General features: G+C 34.2%; 22 protein-coding genes. 2 read left to right on the forward strand and 20 right to left on the reverse strand.

The window, feature by feature from the left end:
• Positions 1–32 precede the first annotated feature (32 nt).
• From phnE (LCF45_RS17750) to LCF45_RS17765, 4 genes are all read right to left on the reverse strand, one after another.
• Entirely contained in the window at positions 33–836 is an 804-nt protein-coding gene (gene phnE / locus LCF45_RS17750) for a phosphonate ABC transporter, permease protein PhnE (protein ID WP_002066554.1), read from the reverse strand.
• The gene (phnE, locus tag LCF45_RS17755; RefSeq protein WP_002137773.1) at positions 836–1,630 is read right to left on the reverse strand and encodes a phosphonate ABC transporter, permease protein PhnE; all 795 of its coding nucleotides are present in this window, start codon (positions 1,628–1,630) and stop codon (positions 836–838) included. Before phnE (LCF45_RS17755) ends, phnE (LCF45_RS17750) begins: the two co-directional genes overlap by 1 nt.
• Complete coding sequence (phnC, locus tag LCF45_RS17760; RefSeq protein ID WP_002033479.1) at positions 1,627–2,400, reverse strand: phosphonate ABC transporter ATP-binding protein; 774 nt, start codon at positions 2,398–2,400, stop codon at positions 1,627–1,629. Before phnC ends, phnE (LCF45_RS17755) begins: the two co-directional genes overlap by 4 nt.
• 95 nt (positions 2,401–2,495) lie before the next feature.
• Positions 2,496–3,434 carry a phosphate/phosphite/phosphonate ABC transporter substrate-binding protein gene (locus LCF45_RS17765; RefSeq protein ID WP_002137777.1) on the reverse strand — a complete coding sequence of 313 codons (939 nt, stop codon included), beginning with the start codon at positions 3,432–3,434 and terminating at the stop codon, positions 2,496–2,498.
• Between the two features lie 185 nt (positions 3,435–3,619).
• Here LCF45_RS17765 and LCF45_RS17770 point away from each other — a divergent pair, with 185 nt between their 5' ends.
• The gene (locus LCF45_RS17770) at positions 3,620–5,203 is read left to right on the forward strand and encodes a bifunctional metallophosphatase/5'-nucleotidase (protein WP_002167808.1); all 1,584 of its coding nucleotides are present in this window, start codon (positions 3,620–3,622) and stop codon (positions 5,201–5,203) included.
• Between the two features lie 40 nt (positions 5,204–5,243).
• Here the strand turns inward: LCF45_RS17770 and LCF45_RS17775 are convergent, their stop codons facing one another.
• Together LCF45_RS17775 and LCF45_RS17780 are read right to left on the reverse strand one after the other, a co-directional pair.
• Complete coding sequence (locus LCF45_RS17775) at positions 5,244–5,483, reverse strand: DUF896 domain-containing protein (protein ID WP_002014431.1); 240 nt, start codon at positions 5,481–5,483, stop codon at positions 5,244–5,246.
• Positions 5,484–5,528: 45 nt separating this feature from the next.
• Positions 5,529–6,185, reverse strand: coding sequence for a YneB family resolvase-like protein (locus LCF45_RS17780; protein WP_002128580.1), 657 nt, complete (start codon positions 6,183–6,185; stop codon positions 5,529–5,531).
• A 141-nt stretch (positions 6,186–6,326) separates the two neighbouring features.
• Between LCF45_RS17780 and lexA the strand changes: the two genes are divergently transcribed.
• Positions 6,327–6,941: a transcriptional repressor LexA gene (gene lexA / locus LCF45_RS17785; protein WP_002087894.1), complete on the forward strand. Its 615-nt coding sequence runs from the start codon at positions 6,327–6,329 to the stop codon at positions 6,939–6,941.
• 103 nt (positions 6,942–7,044) lie between these two features.
• On the opposite strand, the gene LCF45_RS17790 is transcribed toward lexA, so the two are convergent.
• The 14 genes from LCF45_RS17790 to LCF45_RS17855 form a co-directional block, all read right to left on the reverse strand.
• Positions 7,045–7,848, reverse strand: coding sequence for a DUF4097 family beta strand repeat-containing protein (locus tag LCF45_RS17790; protein WP_002014437.1), 804 nt, complete (start codon positions 7,846–7,848; stop codon positions 7,045–7,047).
• Complete coding sequence (locus LCF45_RS17795) at positions 7,849–8,391, reverse strand: DUF1700 domain-containing protein (RefSeq protein WP_002128581.1); 543 nt, start codon at positions 8,389–8,391, stop codon at positions 7,849–7,851.
• Positions 8,384–8,707 (reverse strand): PadR family transcriptional regulator, encoded by a 324-nt coding sequence (locus tag LCF45_RS17800; protein WP_002066545.1) that lies wholly within the window; start codon positions 8,705–8,707, stop codon positions 8,384–8,386. Before LCF45_RS17800 ends, LCF45_RS17795 begins: the two co-directional genes overlap by 8 nt.
• Before the next feature lie 227 nt (positions 8,708–8,934).
• On the reverse strand, positions 8,935–10,734 hold the full coding sequence (locus tag LCF45_RS17805; RefSeq protein WP_002128582.1) for an ABC transporter ATP-binding protein: 1,800 nt from the start codon (positions 10,732–10,734) through the stop codon (positions 8,935–8,937).
• An 11-nt stretch (positions 10,735–10,745) separates the two neighbouring features.
• A complete protein-coding gene (locus tag LCF45_RS17810) occupies positions 10,746–11,933 on the reverse strand; it encodes a nucleotidyltransferase domain-containing protein (RefSeq protein WP_002167807.1) in 1,188 nt (395 codons plus the stop codon).
• Position 11,934: 1 nt separating this feature from the next.
• Positions 11,935–12,408 (reverse strand): lasso peptide biosynthesis B2 protein, encoded by a 474-nt coding sequence (locus LCF45_RS17815; protein WP_033713202.1) that lies wholly within the window; start codon positions 12,406–12,408, stop codon positions 11,935–11,937.
• Positions 12,409–12,444: 36 nt separating this feature from the next.
• On the reverse strand, positions 12,445–12,753 hold the full coding sequence (locus LCF45_RS17820) for a lasso peptide biosynthesis PqqD family chaperone (protein ID WP_002128586.1): 309 nt from the start codon (positions 12,751–12,753) through the stop codon (positions 12,445–12,447).
• Positions 12,716–13,687, reverse strand: a complete 972-nt coding sequence (locus tag LCF45_RS17825) for an aldolase (RefSeq protein ID WP_263893028.1) — start codon at positions 13,685–13,687, stop codon at positions 12,716–12,718. Before LCF45_RS17825 ends, LCF45_RS17820 begins: the two co-directional genes overlap by 38 nt.
• Before the next feature lie 77 nt (positions 13,688–13,764).
• Positions 13,765–13,890 carry a paeninodin family lasso peptide gene (locus tag LCF45_RS17830; protein WP_000712621.1) on the reverse strand — a complete coding sequence of 42 codons (126 nt, stop codon included), beginning with the start codon at positions 13,888–13,890 and terminating at the stop codon, positions 13,765–13,767.
• 15 nt (positions 13,891–13,905) lie between these two features.
• The gene (locus tag LCF45_RS17835) at positions 13,906–15,843 is read right to left on the reverse strand and encodes a lasso peptide isopeptide bond-forming cyclase (RefSeq protein ID WP_078203421.1); all 1,938 of its coding nucleotides are present in this window, start codon (positions 15,841–15,843) and stop codon (positions 13,906–13,908) included.
• 287 nt (positions 15,844–16,130) lie between these two features.
• Positions 16,131–17,294, reverse strand: coding sequence for an aminotransferase class I/II-fold pyridoxal phosphate-dependent enzyme (locus tag LCF45_RS17840; protein WP_263893030.1), 1,164 nt, complete (start codon positions 17,292–17,294; stop codon positions 16,131–16,133).
• Positions 17,295–17,324: 30 nt separating this feature from the next.
• Positions 17,325–18,020 (reverse strand): HAD family hydrolase, encoded by a 696-nt coding sequence (locus LCF45_RS17845; protein WP_002128593.1) that lies wholly within the window; start codon positions 18,018–18,020, stop codon positions 17,325–17,327.
• A 1-nt stretch (position 18,021) separates the two neighbouring features.
• Complete coding sequence (locus LCF45_RS17850) at positions 18,022–18,999, reverse strand: ATP-grasp domain-containing protein (RefSeq protein ID WP_033729827.1); 978 nt, start codon at positions 18,997–18,999, stop codon at positions 18,022–18,024.
• Positions 18,986–19,591 carry a sugar transferase gene (locus LCF45_RS17855; protein ID WP_002128595.1) on the reverse strand — a complete coding sequence of 202 codons (606 nt, stop codon included), beginning with the start codon at positions 19,589–19,591 and terminating at the stop codon, positions 18,986–18,988. Before LCF45_RS17855 ends, LCF45_RS17850 begins: the two co-directional genes overlap by 14 nt.
• Between the last annotated feature and the right edge of the window lie 517 nt (positions 19,592–20,108).

Raw genomic sequence — 20,108 nt, forward strand, 5'->3', positions numbered from 1 at the left:
AAAGCATCTGAATTAGATGCTTTTAAAACAAATTAAATAATCCGCTTACGAATAGAACTTGAAATAAAATCAATTATAATTACCATTAAAATGATACCTAATAAAATAATTCCCACACGAGACCAATTACGTGAACTAAGTGCAAAAATTAATGGCGTACCAATACCACCTGCTCCAATAACACCTAAAATCGCAGCGGATCGTACATTAATTTCAAACCTGTATAACGTATACGATAGAAAATCCGGTAACACTTGTGGTAATACGGCATACCAAAGTATTTGAAACCGATTTGCACCCGTTGCTATTAACGCTTCCGTCGGTCCCTTATCTATATTTTCAATTCCTTCCGAATATAGTTTCCCTAACATTCCGATAGAGTGTAACCCTAAAGCTAGAACTCCGGCAAAAGAGCCTGGACCAACAGCTTTTATAAATAAAAGAGCCATAACTAATTCAGGAAATGTACGAACAAAACTAAGTACAAATTTCCCAGTTCCTGAAGTTAATTTTCCACTACTCATATTCGTTGCCGCCCAAAAAGCAAATGGAACAGATAAAAAAGCAGAAATAAATGTACCTAATATCGCAATTGCCAACGTATCAATTAAACCGTGTAATAAATCTTCACCATCTGGCAAAGATACATACGACCAATCTGGGTTCAATACGCCTGTCATAATTGCTTTTGTAATTTCTCCCGCCGTATTCTTTATTCCCTCTAACGGGACTCCTGAAAAGGCCCATACATATATAACTGTAAGTGCTATAAAAATAATCCAGCGATATATACTCGGTTTCTTCGGTTTTGGTACGATTATTGTCGTTTTACTCATTATAATTTCCCCCGCAACGCTGTACTTATATAATCAATTAGCAATACAACAACAAGGGTATAAATAATAATAGAAGCAGTTTGTTGATATTGTAAAAATCCAAGTGTACGATCATAATATAATCCAATCCCACCTGCTCCTACTAAACCTAGAACAGCTGCTGCACGTACATTCACCTCAAATGTATAAAGTACATAGGAGACGAAGTGCGCTTTCACTTGCGGAATGACCCCATAAACTATCCATTGCACCTTATTCGCTCCTACAGCTGTCATCGCTTCTAATGGACCTGGATCAATTGATTCAATTGACTCATACAATAATTTCGCTACGAGTCCAACGGAGAAACAAGTAAGAGCCAAAATACCTGGAAGTGGTCCTATTCCAAAAATCGCTACAAAAATAGCCGCTAATAATAAATCTGGTATTGTTCGTATAAAATTTAAAATCAATCGAGCTGGACTGTACAAAAATACACTAGTAAATACGTTACTTGCCGCAAATAGTGCAAGTGGAATGGCTAAAATCGCCCCTAAAGTCGTTCCAATAATCGCCATACGTATTGTATCTAACATTGCTGTTGTAATAATTTGAAAATAACTCCAATCTGGTGGCACCATTTCCTTCAATAAATCCATCATATTCGGAAAACCAACTACTAGTTTTGAAAATGATGCGTCGACCTGTACACTACTACCCCACAACAGTAAAATAACTAAAATAACCGTTAACATATGTTTCAATTTACTCGGCGGCTTCGGTATCGATTTCGAATATATCGTCACTTCATTCATTTAGCTGCCACCTCTAATAATGCGCTTTTCTGAGCTACGTCCCCATAAATTTCAGCGAATTTTTCATCCGTTGCCTCTTCTACTAATCCATCAAAAACAATTTCACCAGCATGTAATCCAATAATACGAGTAGCATATTGCCTCGCTAAATCAATAGAATGTAAGTTTACAATTGTCGTAATTCCAAAATCTTCATTAATTTTCTTCAAATCATCCATTACTTGCTTTGTTGTCAGAGGATCTAACGAAGCAACAGGCTCATCTGCCAATATGATTTTCGCTTCTTGTGCCAATGCTCTAGCAATTGATACACGTTGCTGTTGTCCCCCTGATAATTCATCAGCTCGTGCATATGCTTTTTCTGAGATATTCACTCTATTCAGCGCCTGGAATGCAAGCTCCACATCCTCTTTCGGAAACAGACCTAACGTTGTACGCAATGTAGAATGATATCCAACCCGCCCAGCTAATACATTCTTCAGTACCGTTGATCGCTTCACAAGGTTAAAGCTTTGAAAAATCATACCAATATCTCGGCGCATGCGTCGTAATCCTTTTCCTTTTGCAGCAGTAATAGACTCCCCTTCAATAATGATTTCTCCTTCTGTGATTTCATGAAGGCGATTTACCGATCTAAGAAGTGTTGATTTTCCAGCACCGGATAGCCCGACCATTACAACAAACTCACCTTTTTGAATTTTCAAGTTTATATTATTCAATCCTTTTGTACCATTCGGATACACTTTGGAAACATTTCGAAACTCTATCACACATCTTACCTACCTTCTATGTATTATCAATAACTGAAAAACGGCAAACTAACTGAAATCACACACTTTCCAGTTAGTCGCCATTTCCATATGTATTATTGCGTTTTCACTTTCTTTCCATATTCACGAACGATATCAAATTTACTATCATCAGATTTAACGTATCCTTCATGTGAGTATACTTCTTTAATGATTTTGTGCCCTTCCTCATTCTTTCCTATTTCAATGAAAGCATCCTGTAATTTCTTGCTCCACTCTGCATCTAAATCAGAACGTACAGAAATCGTATCGTTTGGAATTTTCTCCGTAAATTTTACTATTTTCGTTTGATCGAATATATTCGGATAATCTTTTTTTACAATATTACGAGCATCTTGGAATACAACAGCTGCATCTACATCACCATTTAAAAGAGCAATAAGTGACTGATCATGACCTTTTAATGTAACAGGTTTCACATCTTTCAACGGATCGATTCCCTCTTTTAACAATACAGCCGCAGGCCATACATAACCCGCTGATGATGTTACATCTTGATAGCCAATTTTTTTACCTTTTAAATCTTTTACACTATTAATATTAGAATCTTTCTTAACAACAAACTCTGATTTATAAACATCTACTAAATCCTTTGTGGGAGCTCCAGTTTCATCATCTACCCCAAAACGTTGCGCCTGTAAAATTACGTTTGCAGCCTTTTTCTCATGCGCTAACACATACGCTGTTGGAGGTAAAAAGCCTACATCTACTTGCTTAGATGCCATCGCTTCTACAATTGTATTGTAATTCGTTGAAATACTAACTTTTACCGGAATGTTTAATTTATCACTTAATAGCTTTTCCAATGGTTTTGCCTTCGCCTCTAACGTATCTGCATTTTGAGAAGGAACAAATTGAACATTTAGTGTCTTCGGTACATAACCTTTTTTCGTATCTTCATTTTTACTTGCACTTGATTCCTTCGTTCCACATCCACTTAATAATCCCGCTGCTAGTACAACTGTTGTGCTCATTGCAAAAACTTTTTTCAACATGTTAATGCCTCCATTTTTCGTTGTTATAAAATAACCTTCCATAAACATGAAGAAATATATCACATATTTTTACAAATAATTGCTTATTTACAGAATCTTTACACATTCTATACATTCACATTAAAATTCTTTTCATATATTTGATATGATTAATTGAAAGATAACTATAGAAAAGGTGAATGGCGTTGAATCAAAATCAAATTGTAACTTTAAATATTTTATTAACAAGCGATGTACATGGTACTGTGTATCCAATTCACTACCAAGATAACTCCAAAGCAGAAATTGGTTTAGCTAAAATTTCTACTCTCATAAAAAAAGAACGTTCTCAAAATGCAAACGTTCTTCTGATTGATAACGGGGACTTCATTCAAGGAACACCATTTACTTATCATTACGCTACATACGAAAAAGATATGGAAAACCCAATGTCCTTATTAGCCAACTACTTAGAGTATGACATTGCAATTATCGGAAATCATGAATTTAATTACGGAATGGATATATTAAATAATGCTGTGGCTACTGCAAATTCCCCTTATCTATCAGCAAACATTTTAGATAAAAACAGAAAAGAACCTTATTTCGGAAAACCATATATAATAAAACATATTGAATCAAACATAAAAATTGCTATTTTAGGGGTGACAACGCATTACATCCCCCATTGGGAACAAGCACATCATATTAAAGATTTACAATTTGAAGATGCATTTGAAACAACAAAAAAATGGGTTTCTTACATCCGTAAACATGAAAAACCAGATTTACTAGTCGTAGCCTATCACGGGGGATTTGAACGTGATTTACAAACCGGAGTACCGACTGAAGTTTTAACAGGTGAAAACCAAGGATATGCAATGTGCCATGAAATTGAAGGCATAGATATTTTACTAACAGGCCACCAACACCGAGAAATCGCTCACACCGTGATTAATGGTGTAACAATTTTACAGACCGGATGCAATGGACACTCAGTTGGAAAAGTAACAGTAACATTCGAAAAAGCAGAACAAAAATGGGTGAAAAAAGAGAGTTATTCAGAGTTATTGCCCGTACAAGGAATTGCGGCAGACCAAGATGTTCTTTCCTTGGTTGCCAATTATGAAGAGAAAACACAAAATTGGCTTGATAAACCTATTGGAATAATTTATGGGGATATGCAAATTTCCGATGCTATGCAAACACGTTTGCAAGACCATCCTTTTATTGAATTCATAAATAAAATACAGATGGATATAGCTAATGTTTCAATTTCTTGTACAAGTTTGTTTCATAATACATCTCCAGGTTTCCCTAAACATGTAACAATGCGTGACATCGTTTCTAATTATATTTATCCAAATACATTAAAAGTAATTAGAATAACCGGAGCGGATATAAAAAATGCTCTCGAACTCTCTGCTTCTTATTTCACATTAAAAGCAGATGGAACCATCATCGTAAACCCTACCTATATAGAACCAAAACCACAACACTATAATTACGATATGTGGGAAGGGATTTCGTATGTATTAAACATTTCAAAACCAATTGGAGAGAGAGTAGAGTCTTTGCAGTATAAAGGCGCTCCTCTTAATATGAATGAAGAATATGACGTTGTTATGAATAATTATCGTGCAAGCGGTGGCGGGAACTTCTTTATGTTTCAAAATAAACCAGTAGTAAAAGACATACCAACAGATATGTCTGAACTTATCGCTAACTATATATTGAAGCATAAAAGGATAGAAGCAACGAAAAATGAAAACTGGAAAGTTATTAAATAACAATTTTAACAAATAAAAAAAGATGGGCTATGCCCATCTTTTAATTTAATTTTGCATTATCCTGCTTTTTTAAAGCTTTTAATTTCGCCGGTGTAACGTCCGTGCCTTCTTCGTTAACGACTTTAATTCCTTTTAATTCGTTTAACATATTTTGACGAAATCCTTTTAAATATTGTTCACGAAGCGATTGGCGCTCACGTTGTTCTTCTTCAGTTAAGCCTTCAGCTTTTGCTTTTTTCGCTAAGAAGTTAATGCGTTCAATGAGTTCTTGACTTGGCATCTCGAATCCCCCTTCTACTCAAAACTGATTATTATCATACAATAGTTAGTCCTCTTTATCAAGCAATTGCTTTGTATATTCTACATACCTTCGATGTACAGTTGCTTTTGAAACATCATGACCAAAACCACGAAGTGTTGCTGCAATTTCTTCAAAAGTTAATTCATTCCGGCGCAAACGTACAATTTCCTCAATTGGCACTTCTTTTTTCTCACGTCCTACGCTTAAATGACGATTTTTCAAATTATTTTCTGGACGAAATCCTTTCTCCACTGCTCTTTGCATGCCACGTTTAATTTTTAAATTGTGGATCTTTCTTTGATACTCTTCAACGATCCCAATTATATTTAGCACCATCGAATCAGAATCTGAAAGCTGTAATTCACCACTATGTGTGTGTGTATAAACTTTTATCCCCTCTTTATGTAAACAATGCATTAATGCAATCTTTGCATTTCCTCTACCAAGACGCGTTTCATCTTGTATAAGTAGTACATCAACTTGTTCATCTCGAATTGTATCTAGCACTTCTAATATGCCATCACGTTCAATTGTATAACCGCTAGCCTGCTCCTCAATTACCTTTGTAACATCCATTTGATAGCGCTCAGCTAAATGCAATAATTCATCTTTTTGACGCAATAATGATGTTTCCTGTTCTTCTTTTGTTGTGCTCACACGTGCATAAATAATTGCATTCATTTTGAACCCTTCTTTCTCACTATATTTTCCTTATAGTGTATCATAAATTTGCCTTTCGTTCGAACTTATGTTTGTAGAATGTTTTTTCGCATGTTATACTTAATAATAAGAAAAATGAAAGAAAACGAGGTGTTAGAAAACATGGAAAAGTTAACGAAACGCCAGCAAGACATTCTCGACTTTATTAAGCTAAAAGTACAAGAAAAAGGATATCCACCTTCCGTACGTGAAATCGGTCAAGCAGTCGGCCTTGCTTCTAGTTCTACAGTGCACGGACATTTATCACGACTAGAAGAAAAGGGATATATTCGACGCGATCCAACAAAACCACGCGCAATTGAAATTTTAGGTGACAACCGAACGGAAACACAATCTGTTATTCAAGTTCCAATCATCGGAAAAGTTACTGCCGGTTTACCGATTACAGCAGTCGAAAGTGTAGAAGATCACTTCCCACTTCCAGCTAGTATCGTTGCTGGAGCAGATCAAGTGTTTATGTTACGCATTTCTGGAGATAGCATGATTGAAGCCGGTATCTTTGATGGTGATTTAGTTGTTGTTCGCCAACAACAGTCTGCATACAACGGTGAAATTGTAGTTGCTTTAACAGAAGATAACGAAGCAACTGTTAAACGTTTCTATAAAGAAAAAGATCATTTCCGTCTACAACCGGAAAACTCTTCACTAGAACCTATTATTTTAAAACAAGTGTCAGTTATTGGAAAAGTAATTGGCGTATATCGTGATTTACATTAAAAATAATAAAAAGAAGATAATTCCCTTATTTATATAGGTAATTATCTTCTTTTTATATTTTGATAGATTTCCGTTCATTCAAAAGAATGCGTTTCATTAATTATTAACGCGTTTCAATAGTAACATCTCCAGCAGCGGTTTTACCGCTAATCTTTTTACTACCATTACCAATCGTTATATTTTTATTGTCTTCATTAAAAATTGTCACGTCTCCAGCAGCAGTTTGCCCAGTTATAACTGCATCTTGTGGTTTTTCCAATAAAGTAATATCTACATCTCCAGCAGTTGAACTTACCTCTAAATCATATTTAGAATCATGATCAATAATATCTATATCCCCACTAGCCGTTTTTGCTGTTACTTTCCCTATGACTTTTTTAAAATTCACCTCACCAGCTTTTGTAGACCCCTCCACACTCTTTGCTGTTACATGTTTCAAATCCACTTCTCCGGCGAGTGTTTCAACACTTACGCGGTCACTTTTCACATTACTTATTTCTATTTGTCCAGCGGATGAATTTACTTTTATCTCTTGATAAGAACGTTCAGGTACTAATATAGTCAATGTAGGCGTTTGAAATCCGAAATTGTAAAATGAAAAATCAAATGAAACACCTTTTTCTATTTCCCCTATGATTTTTAATGTATCACCATCTTCAGCAATACGAATCTCCTGTTTACTTACGTCTCCTTTTTGCTTTACATAAAAAGAGGAATCAGGAGATTTTTGGACAACAATATCTCCAGCATCTAACTTAACTTCTACATTTTTTAGCGTTTCGTTTTTAATTACGTCCTCTTTATCTCCTTTCTCTGCAGTTTGTACTGCTTTTTCATATGTTTGTGAAATCCCTATTACTCCAATAATGATACAAGCGATAGCTACTAATAATATCTTTTTCATCATCTACTCCCCTTTTATCATTTTGAAGTTCCAGACTACATAGCGTACACATAATCTTTTAAACCACTTCGTACTATAATAAGCTACAATACATAACAACAAACCTACTCCGACAAACGTTATACTAACGAAAAGATCCAACCATATAAAAGTGCCCATAAATACTTTTACAATAACGAAAAATGGTGTCACTACACTAGCAATCCCACCGACCCAAAAGGAAAATATAAAAGCTATAATTGCAACTAACGGGCCTAACACAATAATAAAATTAAACAAACTAAGTCCAACCGCTGCCATGACAGCTCTTGTCACATTTGAAGTCGACGGATCTTTTTTCATTTCATCAAATCGATACATCGCAAGTAAGTCTTTCGCAATTACTTTCGGAGAGCCAAGTCCCTTTATTATTTCTGATTCAGTTTTCCCCTCTTCCATCCCAAACTGAAAGTGCTCTTCATAATCAAATAAAATATCTTGTCGCTCTTCTTCTGGTAACTTTCTAAGATGACTTGATAATTCTTTAAGAAACTGCTCTTTACTCATCCCATTCCACCCCTTCAATAATTTCTTGAACACCTTTAGCAAAATCACGCCACTCTGTTACTAATAAAGTAAGTTGCATCTCTCCTTGCTCTGTTAGTTGATAATATTTACGGGGCGGTCCTTCCGTGGATTCTTTTAAATACGTTTGAAAATATCCCTCTTTCGTTAAACGACGTAATAACGGATATACAGAACCTTCCGATATTAAAAATTTATTAGAGATTTGCTGAACAAGTTCATATCCATAACAATCCTTACGTTTTACAAGTGCCAATACACACAGTTCTAACACACCTTTTTTAAACTGAACGTTCAAGGACAATCCCCCTTTCTCATTTTAGTACTGTTCAATAAACGGTAGCTATTTTATCCATAATATACCACTTAGTATTGTTTATTGCAAGGTACTGAATTATATTTATTCCCTAAATTTAGAAAACACAAATATAAAAGCCCGAATAAGACCTTTTGTAACTGACCATTATCCGGGCTATCATTCAACTCGAATTACAATAATACAAGATTTCATTCAATCTTTCTCCTCTATGAACCCACTTCCATTTGTGACCCTAATAAATTTCGAAATACACCTTTTCTCTCTTTAGCCAATTGATTAAATTCACCTTTTTGAACAATCTCACCTTTTCCTAAAACAATAACTTGATCTGCATTGCGGATCGTAGATAACCGATGCGCAATAACAACAATAGTCATCGTTCCTTTCAACCTTTCTATTGCTGATTGAATTTTTACTTCATTTTCAGTATCTAATGCACTCGTAGCTTCATCTAATACTAAAATGGATGGTTGTCTTAAAATAGCTCGAGCTAGTACAAGTCGTTGACGTTCACCACCTGAAAGTCTCACTCCACGATCTCCAATGAGAGTATCAAGCCCTTTTGGAAGCATTCGTACAAATTCAGCTGCCGCCGCAAAATCTAATGCAGTCCAAATTTGTTCTTCACTCGCATTCGGCTCAATCATCAATAAATTTTCTCTTATGCTTGCATTAAATAAAAAAGGATCTTGTGGCACATAACTAATAGCCCGTCTCAATGACAATAAATTTTCACTTGTAAGAGGAGTTCCATCTATTAATACTTGACCTTTCTCTGGCTGAATCAATCCCATTAAAACATCGATTAATGTGCTCTTCCCAGCTCCCGAATGTCCCACAATAGCCGTCATACTATTGATTGGTATTTTCACATTAATATTTTGAAGTGCATACAAATGCTCCTTCTTATTATATCGAAAATAAATACCCTTACATTCAATACCCTGCTCTATACAAATCGGCTTTATATGTTTTTGCTGATGTATATCCTGCATTTCAATTGCTTCATTACATTCCCCTTGTAAGTCCCATAATGACTTAAAAGCAGGAATGCTTGCAGCAAGCTGTTCTAAATTTGACTGAATTGTCATAAATCGTGGCCATAGTCTCGAAAAGATGAGTATGATTAATAGTAATTGGGTGGGTTGAGCTTTAAATATACTTACTGATAATAATATAAAAAATGCAATTAAAATAGCCATTGAAACTTTATAAAACAATTGAGAGTTCGACCTTATTCTCATATACTCCATTTGTTCATTACTCATCTTTTCTGTTATAGATTGTAACCAATCTAAACGTGATGCTTCCAAAGTATTACTCTTTATATCTTTAATTCCATTAAAATGATCTGTTATACCAGAAAGATAGTCTTGTGCTAATTTCGAGGTCTTACCGCCTAGTATTCGTGCTTTTTTTATAAAAGCACGAGAAGCTACTAAGAATAATAAGCCAAAGACCAAAACAAATATAGTTATTTGGGGAGATAATAAAAACGCAAGCCCCACCTGTATGAATGTAAACAGAATAACAGCTAACAATTGTAAAATTAAATTAACCCCATAACTTACGCGAGCTAATTCTGTAGTTAATATATTTATTAGATTTGTTTTCCTTTTCTCTAAAAAAAAACTCCACTTCGCTTTTAGAATCATACTATATGTTTCTATTCTTAATTCTCGTACAAAAGCTTGTTGCGTTCTCGCATCCCTTAGCGTTATGTTTCGTTGTAATAGATTTTGCCCTAACACTATTAGTATATATATACCTAAAATAGAAATTAGGCTTGTTGTTTTAGGGAAATCCTGCAAAAATCTATAAACAGGTGCAATAAAAGCAGTCTCCTCACCTATATTAATTATTCCAGCCATACTTATCATAGGAATTAATAAAATAATACCTATCCCTTCAAGTAAACTTATTAAAACCATACCAAACAAATTCACATACAGAATTTTCCCTGCAGAAGAATATAATTTCTTCATAAAATATATAATATGATTCATCGATGTTCCCCCTATGACAAAGCAAGCTTCTTTGTTTTCCTCCAAAGACATAGAAACGGACGTAAAGGAAAATATAAAAAATGAAGGAATTTAGGTAACGGCAATGTTTTTGCATCAATCGGATAAGGATAGAGTTGGCTCATAATAAATAAAATTTTTTGCTGATTAGACATCAGTGAAAATAAATGCCTACTATGATAAGCAAGTACTTCTTCAGGAACAGGATCGGTATGCAAGTTTATCATTTGCTTGAAATAAAACAGCGCTTCTTGAGCTAACTGCTTTGAACGTTTTTTCGCTACTAATTCCATCATCCTCTTATCTAATCGTGCACCTAACATTTGAGATGCCAAAATTAATGCTTGTCCTCCTAAATGAAACATTTGATATTTTCTCATTAATTTGTTAATCTCACTCCAGTTAAGATCTTGATTGACAATTTTTTTTATATCCACTAACCAGCGCAATCTAGACCAACCATGTCTAGCACCATGAGAGACAAGAAATAAAAATAAATCTTCCTTTCCTAACATATATACCGAATTACTTGTAAGTGCACTTTTTCTCTTTCGCTTCCAAAGCTCTTCAAACCCAGGTTCCTTACCCGGTCCAGGATTTAACCTCCAATGAATTTCAAGTTTGATCCGCCTTGTTGGATGGAAAAATGTTATATGGTGATGCCTCCATTTCCAATCACTTAATATCGTTTGAATATAATCATCTTTCACATATCCTTGCTCTAAAAGTAGTTTTTCTACTTTTTCTAATTTTTGAACAGGAATGAGAACGTCCAAATCACAAGATGTTCGTAAAGAAATATCTCCATATAAGTCCTGAGATAGTACAGGTCCTTTTAGAAACATCGTACGAATCTCATTTTCATTAAAAAATTTATTTATTCGTTCCATTTCAGCACTTAAATAAAGCATTTGAAATGTATTATTTCTATATTTTCTATTTAAAGTTTGTACAACATGTGAAGGAATTCGTTCCTCATCTACCTGTTTAAGTTTTTGATAAATCACCGGATAAACACGATGATGCATGGCTTGCTCAAGAAAAACCTCCCAATCAATATCTGTGAACCATTCACTACTATAAGTTTGCAGTGTTTCGTCATCTTGTAACTTCAAAATTGTAAAAAGAAGTTTCAATTCCTTAGACATGAACTCTACATTAAGACCAAAATCTTTCTCCATTTTATTCTCCTTTAATAGTGTCCTCACTTAACCTCTTTGCAAATGATCCAACGACAGTAAATTTCTCCATTCCTTCTGATCCAGTAACATAAAAAGAACCGCTCCGTAACCATGCATGCGCAATTAATTCACCATGACTATCCTTAGCAGTTCCTAAATAAAGAGTACTCTCAATGTGACGTTTTTCGAGCATTTTCATCCCAGCTATAGCTTTAACGAGACATTGACTTTCCCAAAAAGTATAACGACTCATAATAGAAATTGCTTCGGACACCTTTTTTAGCGTATCTCCGTGCGGTTGAATATGAGTACTTGAGGTTTCACTCATGTAATCCCCTAAAGAAGGTGCAACTTTGGAAAATGTAATATTTTTTAGTACACGTGCCCATCCTAAAAAAATAAAAGCCTCTAAAAATAAGAGCTTTGTTTTCATGTTTAGTGATAAAAACATCCTTAACCTTTTCACAATATTTATTAATCCCTTCCTAACAGTTCTTTTGAAATTACGAATCTATCTATTAGGCTGATCTTTTATTTGAATTAACCCTTCTTGAAACAAACACTCTAAAAAGGAAAGAACTTGCTCTTCACAATCTTTTCGTTCAATATCATAGTTAGATACTAGCATAGTAACAAGCTGATTAATTATTATTGGCTTTTCAATAAGCTCCCATATTTCTCCGCCTATTTCACCTAAGTTATAGTAATTTCCTTTCTGGACATTTAACATAACTTTTTCTCCATCCATATCGCTTACTATATTACCCTTACTTTGGACAACGTTATGTTCTAATGATATTTTTCTCGAGTGGACAACCATCAACCATACTCCCTTTCTGTATAGTATTTAAAATAACTTCCACAAGCTCATGAGCTGTAAATCTTGAAGCCGGGCGGCTTACTTGAAATATTTCCATTCCACTTGCAATATTAGATGAAGTTTCAAAATGCCATTCCATCAATCCTAATTTAGAAATCAAAGAATTCCTAAAAGTATGGCGGTATAATTTATACAAGCGTGCGAGCCCTTCTATACGGGTCATCTCGATATCTTCTCCCTGCGTTTTTACTAATTCAATAACACCAGCAAGAGGTAATGGATCAGGAAAGAATTGAGAATTCACAGGAACAGCATACTTCGTTTCCCTTTCAAATAAAGGGCTAAATTGCGCTACTTCCATTCCTAACTCATTTATGCTCTCTTGCCATAATTTTTGTTGTGCGTAAGAAGGATGAACTATTGCAGTATTTTTATTCAAAAGAGACACAGCAACTACATCATCACTTAAAAGCTTATATCCTTTATTCAAAAAAGCCGAGGCTAACGTTGATTTTCCAGCTCCTGAATCACCAATTAATGCATATGCTTTCCCATCTATAGCAATTACACTCCCATGCAATGGGAGTATTTTACGTTGCATTAAAAGCGCCCCCATACAAGTTCCCAAAATATATAGTCGAATTTTATCTTCTTCTGCATTTGCCATAGGTGAAAAGGTGATTTTCTCACCTGATTGTATAGCGAATATTGCAGTTTGAGGAACATGAAACATAACTATATCATCCTCCACTACTATCGTTTTTTGCTTTTCTGCGCTATATTCACCCCACTGTGCTGACAAATCAGTTATTTCAACTTGAACATCCGCCATCTCTTTTTTTTCATTCAGCTGAGACAATTCAGGTAATGGGATTTCACTTACTATTTTTAACCCGAAGGCTTGATATAACACATTCCCCATAGAATCAAACATCCTATCCCCCCACATTGTCAATTTTTTGAAAGCTCTTATATAATAAAGCTATATAAGAGCTTTATTTTTCCAATGACTTAACTGTACTTCACTGGATCATCTGGGTCAGGTTGAACAGCATCTGGATATTTATGCCCAGGCCCCGCCATAGTCATATTAATATTAAGTACTTCTAATACAGGTTGTTTCCATTCCTTTTTCATACGTATCACCTCCTTTCACATTGCTTTTTTTATAAATCGATAGAAGATTAAGCTACGCATTAAAATTCTAAAATCTAAATCAAATGCATATTCTGGTAGAGGTTCTTTACAAATTTTTGAGATAGCTTTCTTAATTACCTCGACATTTAGAAATTCAGAAATTACTGGATCTACACTAAGTTCTTCAACTTCCTCAATAAATTCATTCCAAAAAGGAGCCATGCGGTAAACACCATCTGCACCTTGAATACCTCGAACCCGTTGATTCAATCGTACTTTATCAGGAAGGAAATTCTTTGTGGCTCTCCGGATCAGGGCTCGATCCAAACCATTTTGAACATACTGTTCTTCTGGAACTGACAAACAAAATTGAATCAATCGTAAGTCATTTGTGGGATCACGATCCCATAAAGCATAACGTAATGATAATTTCGTTTCATACGTTCCATTTATGCTCCAATAATATGGTTTTTCAAACTGTTCTCTTTTCATGTCATATGCATTAGAGATAGAGGTGCCTGTTATATCGATGTCTTGTTCTCTGAGTCTGTCAAAAACATTCATTTCCCTTGCAAATTCCGGATTAATTATTGCGGAATTTGCATCTTGTTTCCCTGAAAAAAGTAACTGATGCAAAAATGGAAATGCCTTTCGTCTTACCACTTCAAAAACACGTGATTTTTTCACTCCTATATTTCTACTATATAAATGTAGTTCACGATAAAAACGAATCCAATGTAGCTTTTTCAATAACATTGCCTGGTAATCTAAAATAGGTCCCCACGATACTGTCCAATTACCTCTTTGACCACTAAGAAGTACTCCTATTCCATTCTGAGATGCTTTTTCATAAACTCCACTCAACCAAAAAGTATTCTCAAAAAATTTATATGGCATCTCCATTGTTTCCAGCCAATCATCAATTTCCGATAGTGGGCTTCTCTCCGGCAATTCTAAATAATAATCCTGTATATTCCCTACATGCTCGACAGTCGATTGAATAAATGGTCTTTCGTCAGCTATTCTACCTTTGTGTGTCCAATCTTCAAATCCTTCTACTGGAACATAACTGTACGTATGTAATTTTTTATTTTCAGCCCGTAAATCACTTGCAGCAAAACTAACGACAGAACCTGAGTCTAGCCCTCCGCTCAAATGAGCTCCTACTTGGTGATGTGTTCGTAAACGTGCCTTCACTGCACTTTGATACACCTCTCGAAACGCCTCTTCATACTCTTCATTTGATTTTAAATTAAGCATTTCCCCAACAGTTGGTGTATAGTATCGCGAAAACTTCACTTCGCCTTCCTTTACCAAAATAGTGTGTGATGGAGGCACTTGTTCTATATATTTGTAAACTGTTAACTGTGGATCTACCGATTCGAAATTTACAGGTATAGCTAGAAATTCAGCAATCCACTGCTTATTCAATTTCTTCTCAACATATGGTAGAGAAAATAACGGATTTATAATAGTACAAAAAGTAAATTTTTCCTCACCACGATAAAAATAAAGTGTCCGACTTCCTGAAAAATCTCTGGCACCAAAAAGAGTTTGTTTTTTCTCATCCCAAATCATAAAGGCAAAATCGCCTACCAAATATTTTGGAGCCGCTTCCCCCCATTTCTGATAAGAGAGTAAAATTAACTCGCTATCTGTCATGTTTTTTCTATCCGAATAATCCACTTGTAGTTTTTCAAATAACTCATCACGATTATCAATAATAGCATCTGCTGTAATTGCCAGTTGCTTTTCATAATTATAAAAGGGTAATTGTTCACCAACTGACTCTGGTGTAATCCATTGTGCATGACATCCTAGAAAAGCATTTTCTTTGTGCCATATTTGAATATCATCGGCAGGATATTTGTATAAACGACTCATTACTTCTCTTCCGTGCTCAATTGATACAGGCTCATTAGTAAAGTGGATAATGCCAGCTATAGCGCTCATTTCTTCCTCCTAATATATGAAAAGTTACTACAAATACTATTTACATATTAAATTCGTTAAACATACCTCTTTATCATTCTTTTTAACGAACGAAATTATTTGTTTTATTACTTTCTCAATTACATGCTTAAATTTACTTTCAGACTAAGATATAGATATTAAAAGCCTATAATTATCCCTTTTTTATGTCAATTGAAACTGAATGTCCCCAAACACACCCCTTAAAAATTCATTATAAAGAACAAATGGTGGTACGTATACAAATCTAATTCCACTTTTACTTACTTTTAATTCTTCCATTCTACAGCTTTTAAAATACCTTGAATTACCCTTTGTTGATCTTCAGCTAACATATTAGATCCTGAAGGCAAACAAATCCCACTTTGAAATAGGTACTGCGACACATCTTCATTTTTGCTATGCGGATAATACTTCTTCTCTTTAAAGAGCGACTGCATATGAAGTGGCTTCCACATAGGACGCGCTTCAATATTCTCTTCTGCTAAAGTTCTCAACAATTTCCCAATAGAGATCCCGGATTCCTTTTCATCAATTGTCAATGTAGTAAGCCAACGATTAGAGCGAGTATTTTCTAATTCAGGCATAAAATAAAATCCTGGCATGTGAGATAGTGCTTCATAATACCGTTTATATATACACCTTCTAGTCCTCACTCTATCTTCTAACACTTCTAATTGCCCTCTCCCAACACCAGCTAATATATTACTCATTCTATAATTGTAACCTATCTCACTATGCTCATAATGTGGAGCTGGATCCTTTGCTTGTGTCGCTAAAAACCTCGCTCTTTCTAATGCTTCTACATCATTAGAAACTAGCATTCCACCACCTGAAGTTGTAATGATTTTATTTCCGTTAAATGAATAAACCCCAAACCTCCCAAATGTACCGCTTGCTTTTCCTTTATATGTAGATCCAAGAGATTCTGCTGCATCCTCAACTATAGGAACATTATATTGATTACAAAGTGAAAGAATTTCATCTAGTTTAGCACTCTGACCATATAAATGAACAAGAATGATAGCCTTTGGTAATTTCCCCACTTTATTAGCTTCATACAATGCATGTGCCAATGCATTCGGTGACATATTCCATGTTTCCGGTTCTGAGTCAATAAATACTGGTTCAGCTCCCAAATAAACAATCGGATTCGCACTCGCTACAAAAGTAAAACTTGAACAAAACACTGTATCTCCCTTTTGGACATCTAATAATCGCAAAGCTAAATGAATAGCAGCCGTACCTGAACTAACTGCAGCCCCACCTTTCACTCCTACAAAAGATGCAAGTTCTCTTTCAAATCCATCAACATTTGGGCCAAGAGGGGCAATCCAGTTTGTATCAAATGCATTTTGAATATATTTTTGTTCATTTCCACTCATGTGCGGTGAGGAAAGGTAAATTCGCTTTTTATGCTGAACTGTGTGCATGTAAACACATCCTTTATACATATTTAAATACTATGTATCTAAAAACATATGCTCTAATACAGATATATCAGATAATCTCCTTAAATTATCAATTGTATAATGTGCTTTATAAGCTTGCTCAACTATAAGATTATGGTGAATTCCACCTTCTCTATTAATATGGATCGTTAACCATTTCAATTTCTTGGCTGTTATAAAATCCTTACTTAAATTATCTCCTATATAGACACATTGCTGATGAGGCACCTGTAGTTCCTTACTTATTTTTTCATAAGGAATTTGGCTCGGCTTCCAATATTCTTTTCCCAGCTCATCAGTGAGAATTATCGAATGAAATCTCTCTTTTAACTTTAATGCATTAATTTTCTTTTCTTGGGCAACTAAATATCCGTCTGAAATAAGTCCTATTTTAACGGTATTAACTAAATTATTTAGTACCCAATCCGCTTCATCCAACAATTGAATATCTGGTTTATGAAACCTATACTGTTCTATCAAATTACTAATCAATTTTTCATCGTAAGGAATGTTTAACTTTTCTAGTGTTTCATTAAACACGAACCTTCTTTCCCCCGAATCGAATAATTGAATTGCAATATTATAAAATCCGGTTTTCTTATACTTCTCTTTAATCCAATCATCCACTGCTTTAAAACCACTTACAACATAATCTTTCTCTTTATATAAAGTATCATCCATATCAAAAACAATTGCTTTAATCATCATCTTAAATACTCTCCATAAAAACCGCTTCATCATATCTAAGCATTGTTAAATTTTCTCTCCAATTAAAGTCCTTATCTATAAAGACTTCCCCCTGACACATTTTAATTGTCCAAAGTGGAAAATTCGCTCCTGCTTCTATTGATAGTGGTATTCCTCCTCCAAAACGAGGGTTTATTTCAATAAACGTAATTTGTCCATCCTCCTTTTTAAAACATTGTAAAGTAATACACCCAATAGGATTAGGAAGAGCTTTTATTACAGTTTCTGCTGCTTGGATGATATCAAAATCCTTCTTGGTTATACCTTTACTTACCTCACCTGCTCGTGTCTCTATACGCAATCTAGGAACGATTGTTTTTATATTCCCACAGAAATCTACCATGACATCTATAGTGTATTCTTCTCCTGAAACGTACTCTTGTATCATAGCGTTAGGTATATAATCCTTAAAAAATTCCAATTCCTTTTCATTCATTATTTTTGTTACACCTTTACTAGAACTGCCATCATAAGGTTTAATTAATAGTGGAAATTGATATTCTTTTCTTCCAATCTCTTCATCACTATATACTCTAGGTGTTGGTATATTATTAGATGCAAAAAAGTTATATGTGTATTTTTTGTTATTAGCAATCTTATTTAATTCCATACTAGAAACTAATACTTTTACACCAATACCTTCGAAAACCTTCGAATTATTAGCCATAAGGGTTAATTCTGTATCAATTAACGGAATTATTAGATTTATCATTTCAGATTTACATATTTTTAATAATTCATTTATATATCCCTCTTCATTTACACGCGGAACAATAAAATGCTTATCGCTAAAGTAAATGGTGGGAGCAGTTTCTTTTAAGTCTGCAGTAAAGATTTTCCCTTTGATTCCTTCTTGTTTAAGTACTTCCTTAAATTTTTTAATTAAGGTGACCCTCCTACCAGAGCTAGTAAACAAAATATTCATTTTATTCCCCCCCATGCTCGATTCCCCCCTTAAAAACTGGCATAGTCACATGCTTATTATTTGTTATCCCTTCCGACTTTAAAACCTTACTAAAAGTTAGATATAAAATTTTCAAATCTAAAAGAAAACTTTGATTCTCAACATACCATACATCTAATTTAAATTTCTCATCCCATGAGATACTATTTCTTCCATTAACTTGAGCCCATCCAGTGATTCCGGGTCTTACATTATGCCTTTTAGCTTGCTCTTTCGAATATAAAGGCATATATTCTATTAATAATGGGCGGGGGCCCACCAAACTTAATTGACCTTTTAGCACATTTATTAATTGTGGTAATTCGTCTAAACTATATTTTCTAAGAAATTTTCCAACTTTAGTTAATCTAGCGTGATCTTGTAACAGCTCCCCATTACGATCTCGCTCATTGGTCATCGTACGAAATTTATAAAGATAAAAAGGTTTTCCATGTAACCCTGGACGTTGTTGTCTAAATAAAATGGGTGATCCTATCTGAGTTTTAACTATAATTGCTACTAAAAGAATAACGAAAAAAAAGCAAATTAATAATAATAAAGAAATAAAGATATCAAACAGTCTCTTCATTACCAATCATTCCCCCATCTTAAATTATTACAAATGCTTTTCCAAAGTTAAATAATCTACAAAGTATTCATTACGGATTGAAATCAAGTATTCTTAAGTTGTAATTAAAGAATTGTATTCAATTTCTCTTTACTTATCACCTGCAAACATTTTCTATAGTACACAGCTTTAAAACTTAATAAGTAGAAGAAAGCAATACACATAGGTGCAAAATATATTTTTCCAAATGCTTATCCAAGAGACTATTACACACTGTAAAAATCTCAAAAAATATATTCACAAACACAGTTTTATAAACAACGCTTAATAGTATATTAAAAAATCCATTTATTATTTAAAAATTCTCCTACACACTATTTTTTAGTATGCAGTTAACGTAATAATAAAAAGCTATTATGTTTATAAAAAACATAATAGCTTTTCTCTATTCTATAGTAGTAACTAAAAGTCAATAAACCTATTATCTATTAGGAATTAGACTATTTCGAATAATTACATTGGACAAAATCCTTCCATG

Source organism: Bacillus sp. 41-22 (genome assembly GCF_025809295.1).
Taxonomy (GTDB): domain Bacteria; phylum Bacillota; class Bacilli; order Bacillales; family Bacillaceae_G; genus Bacillus_A; species Bacillus_A mycoides.